The 8,198-nt window shown below is 75.1% G+C and carries 10 protein-coding genes; 4 read left to right on the top strand and 6 right to left on the bottom strand.

What is annotated here, in order from left to right; translation table 11 throughout:
• From E1266_RS32970 to E1266_RS32980, 3 genes are all read right to left on the bottom strand, one after another.
• A partial coding sequence (locus E1266_RS32970; protein WP_132053812.1) for an SRPBCC family protein occupies positions 1-434 on the bottom strand: 434 nt, incomplete at its 3' end.
• Between the two features lie 74 nt (positions 435-508).
• Positions 509-934: a PPOX class F420-dependent oxidoreductase gene (locus tag E1266_RS32975; protein ID WP_132053815.1), complete on the bottom strand. Its 426-nt coding sequence runs from the start codon at positions 932-934 to the stop codon at positions 509-511.
• Between the two features lie 77 nt (positions 935-1,011).
• Positions 1,012-1,686, bottom strand: coding sequence for a hypothetical protein (locus tag E1266_RS32980; RefSeq protein ID WP_207946057.1), 675 nt, complete (start codon positions 1,684-1,686; stop codon positions 1,012-1,014).
• A 441-nt stretch (positions 1,687-2,127) separates the two neighbouring features.
• Between E1266_RS32980 and E1266_RS32985 the strand changes: the two genes are divergently transcribed.
• Genes E1266_RS32985 through E1266_RS32995 form a run of 3 tightly spaced genes read left to right on the top strand, consistent with a single transcriptional unit; the run spans position 2,128 to position 4,112 of the window.
• Positions 2,128-2,616: a sigma-70 family RNA polymerase sigma factor gene (locus tag E1266_RS32985; protein WP_207946058.1), complete on the top strand. Its 489-nt coding sequence runs from the start codon at positions 2,128-2,130 to the stop codon at positions 2,614-2,616.
• Positions 2,613-3,338 carry a zf-HC2 domain-containing protein gene (locus E1266_RS32990; protein ID WP_132053819.1) on the top strand — a complete coding sequence of 242 codons (726 nt, stop codon included), beginning with the start codon at positions 2,613-2,615 and terminating at the stop codon, positions 3,336-3,338. The genes E1266_RS32985 and E1266_RS32990 overlap by 4 nt, the downstream gene beginning before the upstream one ends.
• A gap of 51 nt (positions 3,339-3,389) precedes the next feature.
• Positions 3,390-4,112: a hypothetical protein gene (locus tag E1266_RS32995; protein ID WP_132053821.1), complete on the top strand. Its 723-nt coding sequence runs from the start codon at positions 3,390-3,392 to the stop codon at positions 4,110-4,112.
• Positions 4,113-4,139: 27 nt separating this feature from the next.
• Here E1266_RS32995 and E1266_RS33000 read toward each other — a convergent pair whose 3' ends face one another.
• Together E1266_RS33000 and E1266_RS33005 are read right to left on the bottom strand one after the other, a co-directional pair.
• A complete protein-coding gene (locus tag E1266_RS33000) occupies positions 4,140-4,937 on the bottom strand; it encodes an ABC transporter permease (protein ID WP_132053823.1) in 798 nt (265 codons plus the stop codon).
• Positions 4,934-5,914 carry an ATP-binding cassette domain-containing protein gene (locus E1266_RS33005; protein ID WP_243719183.1) on the bottom strand — a complete coding sequence of 327 codons (981 nt, stop codon included), beginning with the start codon at positions 5,912-5,914 and terminating at the stop codon, positions 4,934-4,936. The genes E1266_RS33000 and E1266_RS33005 overlap by 4 nt, the downstream gene beginning before the upstream one ends.
• A gap of 94 nt (positions 5,915-6,008) precedes the next feature.
• Between E1266_RS33005 and E1266_RS33010 the strand changes: the two genes are divergently transcribed.
• The gene (locus E1266_RS33010) at positions 6,009-6,761 is read left to right on the top strand and encodes a TetR/AcrR family transcriptional regulator (protein ID WP_132053827.1); all 753 of its coding nucleotides are present in this window, start codon (positions 6,009-6,011) and stop codon (positions 6,759-6,761) included.
• On the opposite strand, the gene E1266_RS33015 is transcribed toward E1266_RS33010, so the two are convergent.
• On the bottom strand, positions 6,748-8,198 hold a 1,451-nt coding region (locus E1266_RS33015), incomplete at its 5' end, for an ATP-dependent helicase C-terminal domain-containing protein (RefSeq protein ID WP_279436368.1). The two genes, E1266_RS33010 and E1266_RS33015, sit on opposite strands and share 14 nt — an antisense overlap.

Genomic DNA, 8,198 nt, shown 5'->3' on the forward strand with positions numbered 1-8,198 from the left:
GGGCAGTCCGGGGGGCAGTTCTCCGTGTGGGCCGGCAGCCGGCGGGTGAAGTTCTTCAGCATCAGCCGGAACACGGCGCGCGTCAGGGGGCCGGTACCGGGGATCAGGGGCTCCAGCACGGCGTTCCAGCGGATCTCGGTGCCGGAGCCGGCGGCCTCCAGATGCACATCCGAGCGGTAGCTGCGGACGGGCAGGCCCGACAACGCCTTATAGGCGAAGTGCGAGTACGGCTCGTAGGCGACGGTCTGCTCGCTGGCGGGCCAGATCTTCTTGACCGACCCGACGCCGTAGGTGGTCGTGTCGCCCTTGCGGGCCTGCTTCGCGGGTATGGGGAACCCGCCCCACGCGCCCCACGCCTCCGGAACGGCCAGATGCCGGAACAGTTCCTCGGGCGTGGCGGTCGAGGTGGCGGTGAGCTGGATCTCGTACGGCATGCTCTCTCCCGTGGCTGATCACCGAACGGTAGTCAGCCGGGCACCACCGGCACAAGCCGCCCCCCGCCGCCGCCTCAGCGGGCTAGGCCGTACAGGTGGTTGACGTGCAGGCGGACGACGAGGCGGCGGTCCTCGACCATGGCGCGGCGGTAGTCGTCCCAGTCGGGGTGCTCGCCGCGGATGTCCCGGTACACCGAGACCAGCTCCTCCACCGCCGCGTCGGCGGGGTCGGCGGCGACGGCCGACAGTTCGGCGTCGCCCTCGGCGACCGCGTACGACCAGCCGTCCGGTGAGCTGACGTGCAGGCTCGCCCGCGGATCGCGCGCCAGGTTGCGGGCCTTGGCGCGGTCGGCGGTGATCGAGATGCGGACGAGCCCGCTCTCCGGGTCGAAGTGGTAGTTGATGTTGGACAGCTGCGGCCGCCCGTCCCGCTTGAGGGTCGCGAGGACCCCGAGGTCGCGTCCCGCCACCAGGTTCGCCAGCGCCTTCTCGTCCGACATCGTCCGCCTCCAGGAAAGACCGGTTTCCATGGGCAACCCCGCGCCGGGCCGTTCCCTTCCCGGCGGAGGCGGCGGGGTCAGCGGGCCGCCAGCGCGGGGAAGTCGAGGACGCGCGCGCCGGGCCCGCCCCGCTCGCCTCCCGTGCCGCCGGTGCCGCTGCCGCGCGCCGCGCGGCCGGTGAGGATGTGGCCGCGGAAGGCGGCGCCCTTCGCGGTGACCTTGATGGGCTGGAACGCCTGCGGCCGCAGGGCGCAGAACCCGGTCCGGACGACGTCCTCGAACAGCGTGTCCGACACGACGTAGGCGAGGTCGCGGTCCGTGTCGTCGGTCAGCAGGCGGCGCAGCGGCGCGGCGTCCAGCAGCCGCTGGACGACGATGGGCGCGTCGCCCGCGGGCCCGAACGGCCCGGCCGTCAGCGTGCCGTGGTGGATCGAGAGCCGCACCCGCAGCGGGAAGCGGCCCGCGTCGCGGTTGACCTCCCGCAGCGCCGCGGCGAGCCCGATGACGAAGTCCCCGGCCACGGGCGCCGGGTCGACCCCCTCCGGCAGCGTGGCGAGCTCGCCGTCGCCGCCGACCTGCTTCTCCCAGCGGCCCCGGTCGAGGCCGACGCCGCGGGCGGCCCGGTCGAGCGCGTCCGCCAGCAGGCCCTGCGCGACGAGCTGCTCGCGGGTGTCGCGCCTGCTGTACCCCTGGATGTCCACCGCCAGCAGCAGGCGGTACAGAAGCTGTGTGTTCCCGATTCCCTTCACCATGCCGATCCCGCCCTCGGTCCTCTATGGGCAAATGGGCCCGATGCCCGCATTCGCTCCAAGCGTGGAGTGAACGTTGCCGGCGGAGGTCCGCCGCGGTGGGTCCGGTCGCCTCCCGCTGATTCGGATTCGTACGGCCCTACGACGCGGCGGGCCTGCGACCGGCGCCACAGGTAAGGAAAAGGTGGCGAACTAGTAAGGGGTGAATCGGAAAATTCCCGGCTGATCGGACACGGATTGAACCTCCGGCCGCCGCGGTCCCGTACTGCCTCCCAACGTGACACCTGGCTCACGGTCACCGCGTCGCCCCGCCCCCGCACCAGCCGGAGACCCCCGATGGCACACAGATCACCGGCCGCCTCGGCCACCCGAGAACGTCCAGCCGGCCCGTGGAGCTGGTTCCGCGGGCCGCACCCCTCGGGCGGCGTCGACGACCAGGTGATCGTGACCGAGCTGTACCGGGTGTACGGCCGTCCGCTGCTGTCGTTCGTGCTCCGCCTGACCGGCGGCGACCGGCACTGGGCCGAGGACGTCGTGCAGGAGACGATGATCCGCGCGTGGCGCAGCGCGCACCAGCTCGACGAGAACGCGACGTCCCTGCTGCCGTGGCTGGCGACGGTCGCCCGCCGGATCGTCATCGACGACCAGCGCCGCAAGAACGCCAGGCCGCAGGAGGCGGGCGAGGGCCCGCTGGAGAACATGCGCGTCCCCGACGGGTTGGAGGATCTGCTGCGCTCCGTCGTCGTGTCCGAAGCCCTCCTCGCGCTGTCCCCGGCCCACCGCGAGATCCTGAACGAGACCTTCTTCCGGGACCGCTCGGTGAACGAGGCCGCCAGGCATCTCGGCATCCCCGTGGGCACGGTGAAGTCCCGGGTCTACTACGCGCTACGGGCGCTACGGGTCGCCCTGGAGGAGAGGGGTGTGACGCCATGAGCGCGGACATGCTGCACATCGACGTCGGCGCCTACGCCCTCGGCCTCCTGGAGGAGCCCGACCGGCGCGCGTTCGAGACGCACCTGGCGACGTGCATGGCCTGCCACGAGGAGCTCGGCGAGCTGCGCGGGATCGCCCGGACGCTGGACGGCATCGGCCCCATCGCCGAACCGCCCGACGCGCCGCCGGTGCCGCCGGAGCCCGCGGTGGTCACCGACCTCATGCGGCACCGGAACCGCCGGGAGCGGCGGTACCGCACGGTGCGCGGGCTCGCGGCGGCGGCCGCCGGGGTCGTGCTCCTCGGCGGGGCGCTCGGCACCGGGTACACGCTCGGCGCCGACCAGGAGCAGGCGCCGCCGGCGCAGCCCGACACCGGGACGGCCGCGCTGCTGAAGAACGGCCGGACGGTGTCGGCCGCGGACACGGGCACCGGCGTGACCGGGACGGTCGCGATGGACGGCAAGATGTGGGGCAGCCGCGTCGGGCTGCGGCTCAGCAAGGTCCGCGGGCCGCTGCAGTGCGAGCTGGTCGCGGTGGACGCCCGGGGCAACGCGCACACGGTCGCCGGCTGGTCCGTCCCGCCCAAGGGCTACGGGTTCGCCGACTCCGCGCAGCCGCACCTGACGGTGCAGGGCGCCACGGCGCTGACGCCGGAGGAGATCAGCCGCTTCGAGGTCCGGACCATCGGTGCGGGCCGCACGCTGCTCACCGTCCCCGCGTAGGGGCGCCGCCGCGCTTACCGCCCGGCGGCGCGGTTCTCATAGGGTGGAACGGTGAGTGCCACCCGACCGTCCGCGGGCCCGGAGCTGATGCTGCCCGGCCTCCGCGAGGTGTACGCGGCCTACGTCCGGGAGGCCGACGCCCTGCCGTCGCTGCCCGGCCCGCTGGAGGCCGAGGTGTGGACGTCCGCGCGGCTCGGCAGCCTCGAGGCGGCGGCCCCGCACGTCCAGGGGCGGCGGGCCGCGCTCGGTGACCTGATCACCTCCCTGCGGGCGGCGGCGACGCCGGGCGCGCGGGCCTTCCTGCGGGTGCTCGCCGCCATCGGCCCGGCCGAGGCCCGCAAGGCGGCGGGACGCGCCGCCGACGCGCTCGGCGACGTCCCGGCCGCCGCCTGGGAGGGGGCGCTCGGACGGGTCGTCCCAGGCCAGGTCTGGCTGATCCAGGAGGGCCCGCTCGACGGCGACCGGCTCGTCTGCGAGTTCCGCTACGCGGACGCGGGCACCGCCGGGATGCACGCGCTGGCCGTGCGGCTGTCCCACGGGGACGTCCCCGCCGAGGTCGTGATCGTCGGGGACGTCCCGGCGCTGATGGGCGCGGCGCGGCAGGCGATGCAGGCCGAGCTGTGCGTCGTCCAGCCCTACGACCCCGCCGCCGTCGGGCGCAGGCTCCGCGCCGCGCTGGACGGCACCGCCCCCGGCGGGACGGACCTGCCCGAGGAGTGCTATCCGGCGCTGGCGCTCGCCCGCCACCGCGCCGCCCTCCTGCCCGGCGGCTGACGCCCTACCTGCCCTACCTGGTCAGCGCTATCGGCCCATGGCGCGGTAGCGGCGCACCGACAGCGGGATGAACACCGCCGCGATCACCAGCGGCCACACCACCGCCATCAGGACGCTGTGCTGCGCGGCCCACGAGGTGCCCGCCTGCCCGGGATCGCCGAACAGCTCCCGGCACGCCGTCACGGTCGCCGACATCGGGTTCCACTCGGCGATGGCGCCGAGCCAGCCCGGCATCGTGCTCGGCGCGATCAGCGCGCTGGACAGGAACCCGATCGGCCACACCAGGATCTGCACGGCCGCGACCGACTCCGGCCCCTTGGCCATCAGGCCGAGGTAGATGCCCATCCACACCAGCGAGAAGCGCAGCAGGAGCAGCAGCCCGAACCCGGCCAGCGCGCCGGCGATCCCATCGTGGACGCGCCAGCCGATCAGCACGCCGCAGACCGCCATGACGGCCAGCGCGGCGACCGAGTGCAGCATGTCGGCGGCGGCGCGCCCGACGACGACCGCGGACGGCGCCATCGGCATCGCGCGGAACCGGTCGGTCACCCCCTTGGCCGCGTCGCCCGCGACCGCGGCGAACGTCGTCTCGACGCCGAACGCCATCGTCAGTGCGAACATGCCGGGGACGATGAACTCCCGGTAGCTCCCGCCGCCGGGCACGTCCATCTGGCCGCCGAACAGGTAGCCCATCATCAGCACGACCATCACGGGGAACAGCAGCGCGACGGCCACCTCCCCTGGCCGGCGCGCCCAGTGGGCGAGCGCTCGCCCGGTCAGGGTCCGGCCGTCCGCGACGGCCCAGCGCAGGGTCTGGACGCTCACGCGGGCACCTCCTTCTCACTCGTGCTGGCATCGGTGAGGTGCAGGAACACCTCGTCCAGGGTGGGGCGGCGCAGGCCGATGTCCGCGACCGCGAGGCCCGCCTCGTCCAGGGCGCGGACGGCCTCGGTCAGCGCGGCGGCCCGCCCGGTCACCGGCGCGCCGACGCGCAGGGCCTCGGCGTCCACGTCGACCTCGCCGGACGCGACCCGGCCGACGATCCCGGCCGCCGCGGACAGCGCGCCGGGGTCGTCGAGGACGACCTCGATGCGGTCGCCGCCGAGCCGCGCCTTCAGCTGGTCGGGGGCGCCCTCGGCGATGACGCGGCCGTGGTCGATCACCGAGATGCCGGTGGCGAGCCGGTCGGCCTCCTCCAGGTACTGGGTGGTGAGCAGGACGGTGGTCCCGCCGTCCACGAGGGTGCGGATCGCGTCCCACACCTCGTTCCGGCCGCGCGGGTCGAGGCCCGTGGTCGGCTCGTCCAGGAACAGCACCGGCGGCGCGAGGATCATGGACGCGGCCAGGTCGAGGCGGCGGCGCATGCCGCCGGAGTACTCGCCCGCGGGCCGGTCGGCGGCGTCGGTGAGCCGGAAGCGCTCCAGCAGCTCGTCGGCCCGGCGGCGCGCCCGCGCGGTCCCCAGGTGGTAGAGGCGGCCGAACATGACGAGGTTCTGGCGCCCGCCGAGGACCTCGTCGACCGCCGCGTGCTGCCCGACCAGCCCGATCCGGGTCCGCACCCGCGCCGCCTCGCGCACCACGTCGTGCCCGGCGACGCGGGCGGTCCCGCCGTCCGGCCTGGCCAGGGTGGTCAGGACGCGGACCGCGGTGGTCTTGCCGGCGCCGTTCGGGCCGAGCAGCCCGTGCACGGTGCCCGCGGGCACGCGCAGGTCCAGCCCGTCGAGGGCCTGCGTTCCGTCGCGGGGGCCGCCGTAGCGCTTGCGCAGCCCTTCCGCCTCGACGGCGAAGCGTGGTTCGGCCACGGGTCCTCCCAAACTTTGTACGGCATACGGAGTTTCCATCCGGGCCAATATAACGTACGCAGTACAGAGTTTCATCCCTGAGAGGATCGGAACCGTGACGACCGAGTACAGCGGGGCCGGCGATCCGCGGCGCAGCCTGGAACTCCTCTGGGGGGTCAGGGAGCCCCCGCGGCGCGGCCCGAAGCCCCGGCTGACCGCCGAGGAGATCGTCCGGACGGCGATCGAGGTGGCCGACGCCGAGGGCCTGGACGCCCTGTCGATGCGGCGCATCGCCGACGCGCTGGGCGTGTCCCCGATGTCGATCTACACCTACGTCCCTGGCAAGGCCGAGCTGATCGACGTGATGGTGGACCGCGCGTACGGCGAGCTGGCACCGGCGGACCACGACTCCTGGCGGGCCCGGCTGGAGCACATCGCCCGCGACAACTGGGACCTGTTCCACCGCCACCCCTGGCTGCTGCAGATCACCGTCACGCGCCCGCCGATGGGCCCGCACACGATCGGAAAGTACGAGTACGAGCTCCGCGCCGTGGACGGCCTCGGCCTCACCGACCTGGAGATGGACGCGGTCGTCGCGCTCGTCACCGGGTTCGCCGAGAGCGCCGCCCGCACCTCGGTCAACGCCGCCGAGGCCGAGCGCCGCACCGGCATCAGCGACGAGCAGTGGTGGGAGGCCAGTGCCCCCTTCCTCGACCGGTTCGTGAACGAGGAGGACTATCCCGTCGGCACGCGCGTCGGCACCGCCGCAGGGCAGGAGTACCACGCCGCCGTCGCGCCGGCCCGCGCCTTCGAGTTCGGGCTGGCCCGCGTCCTGGACGGCATCGAGGTGCTGATCAGCTCCCGCTAGCCCGCCTGGTCCGCTTCGTCGGGACGGCCTGCGCGGGATCCTCCGGCCAGGGGTGCCGGGGATAGCGCCCGCGCAGCTCCGCCCGCACCGCGCGGTATCCCTCGCGCCAGAACGACGCGAGGTCCGCGGTGACCGCCGCGGGACGGCCCGCCGGCGACAGCAGATGCACGACCAGCGGCACCCGCCCGCCAGCCAGCCGCGGCGCCGCGTCCCACCCGAACAGCTCCTGCAGCTTCACCGCCAGCACGGGCCGCTCGCCCGAGTAGTCCACCCTGATCCGCGAGCCGGACGGGACCTCGACGCGCTCGGGCGCGTACTCGTCGAGCCGCTTCGCCTGGTCCCACGCCAGGAGGCCGCGCAGCATCGCCGCCACGTCGACCCGCTTCAGGTCGGCGCGGCGCCGCGCACCCGCAAGCCACTGCGGGACGAGGTCGAGCAGCGCCGCGTCGTCCACGGCCGGCCACGGGTCGCCCAGTGCGTCATGGAGGAACGCCAGCCGCCGCCGCAGGCCGGTGGCCGCCGCCGTCCAGTTCAGCAGGCCGAGCCCTTCGGCGCGCAGCCCCTCCAGCAGGGCCGCCCGCATCCGCTCCGGATCGGGGTCGCGCAGCGGCGCCGCGTCCAGTTCGATCGCGCCGAGCCGCTCGACCCGGCGCGCGGTCACGTCGCCGTCCCGCCAGGCGATCTCCTCGGCGGTCTCCAGCAGCGGCGCCGCCGCGAAACGCGCCACCTCCTCGTCGATCACCACGGCCTGCCGCACCCGCGCCGACGCCGATCCGGACGGCCGGTCGGCGGCCGCGATCGCGAGCCATTCCGGCCGCGCCCCGGCCAGCGCCGAGCCGGCGTCGAGCACCGCGCCCGTCCCGGACGCCATCAGGTGGCCGCTCCCCCGGCGCGCCCGCGCCACCCGCTCCGGGAACGCCAGCGCCACCACGACCCCGGCCACGGCGTCGTCCCCGCGCCGCGCCCAGGCGTCCGGGGCGGCATCCCCGGCCGGGCCTTCAACGGGTCCGCCACCGTGCGCCGACCGGCGGAGGCGGCGGACCTCGTCGCGCCAGCGTGCGGCATGGGCGTCGGCGGGCCGGCCCGGACGGCGGAGGCCGCGCCAGGTCGCGGTGAGGTCGTCGCCCGCGGAGCGCGGCGGAGGTTCGGAGAGGAGGGCGACGATCTCGGCGGCGGCACGGGAGCCGACCTCCGGGGCGCCGTCCACCAGGGCGCGGGCCAGGCGCGGGTGCAGCCCGATCCGGGCGAGGGCGCGGCCTCGGCCGGTGACGCCGCCGTCCTCCAGGGCGCCGAGGGCGCGCAGGGTGCTGCGGGCGGCGTCCAGGGCGGCGGGCGGCGGCGGGTCGAGCAGCGCCAAACCGGTCGCGCCGGGGTCGCCCCAGCAGGCGGTCTGGAGCGCGAAGCCGGTGAGGTCGGCCAGCTCGATCTCGGGGCGGG

It is taken from the genome of Actinomadura sp. 7K534 (assembly GCF_004348575.1).
Classification (GTDB): Bacteria; Actinomycetota; Actinomycetes; order Streptosporangiales; family Streptosporangiaceae; genus Spirillospora; species Spirillospora livida.

Excerpts from the sequence above, each read along its gene's own strand:
- E1266_RS32975 (WP_132053815.1), bottom strand. The coding sequence starts at position 934 with ATGTCGGACGAGAAGGCGCTGGCGAACCTGGTGGCGGGACGCGACCTC.
- E1266_RS32980 (WP_207946057.1), bottom strand. The coding sequence starts at position 1,686 with ATGGTGAAGGGAATCGGGAACACACAGCTTCTGTACCGCCTGCTGCTG.
- E1266_RS32990 (WP_132053819.1), top strand. The coding sequence starts at position 2,613 with ATGAGCGCGGACATGCTGCACATCGACGTCGGCGCCTACGCCCTCGGC.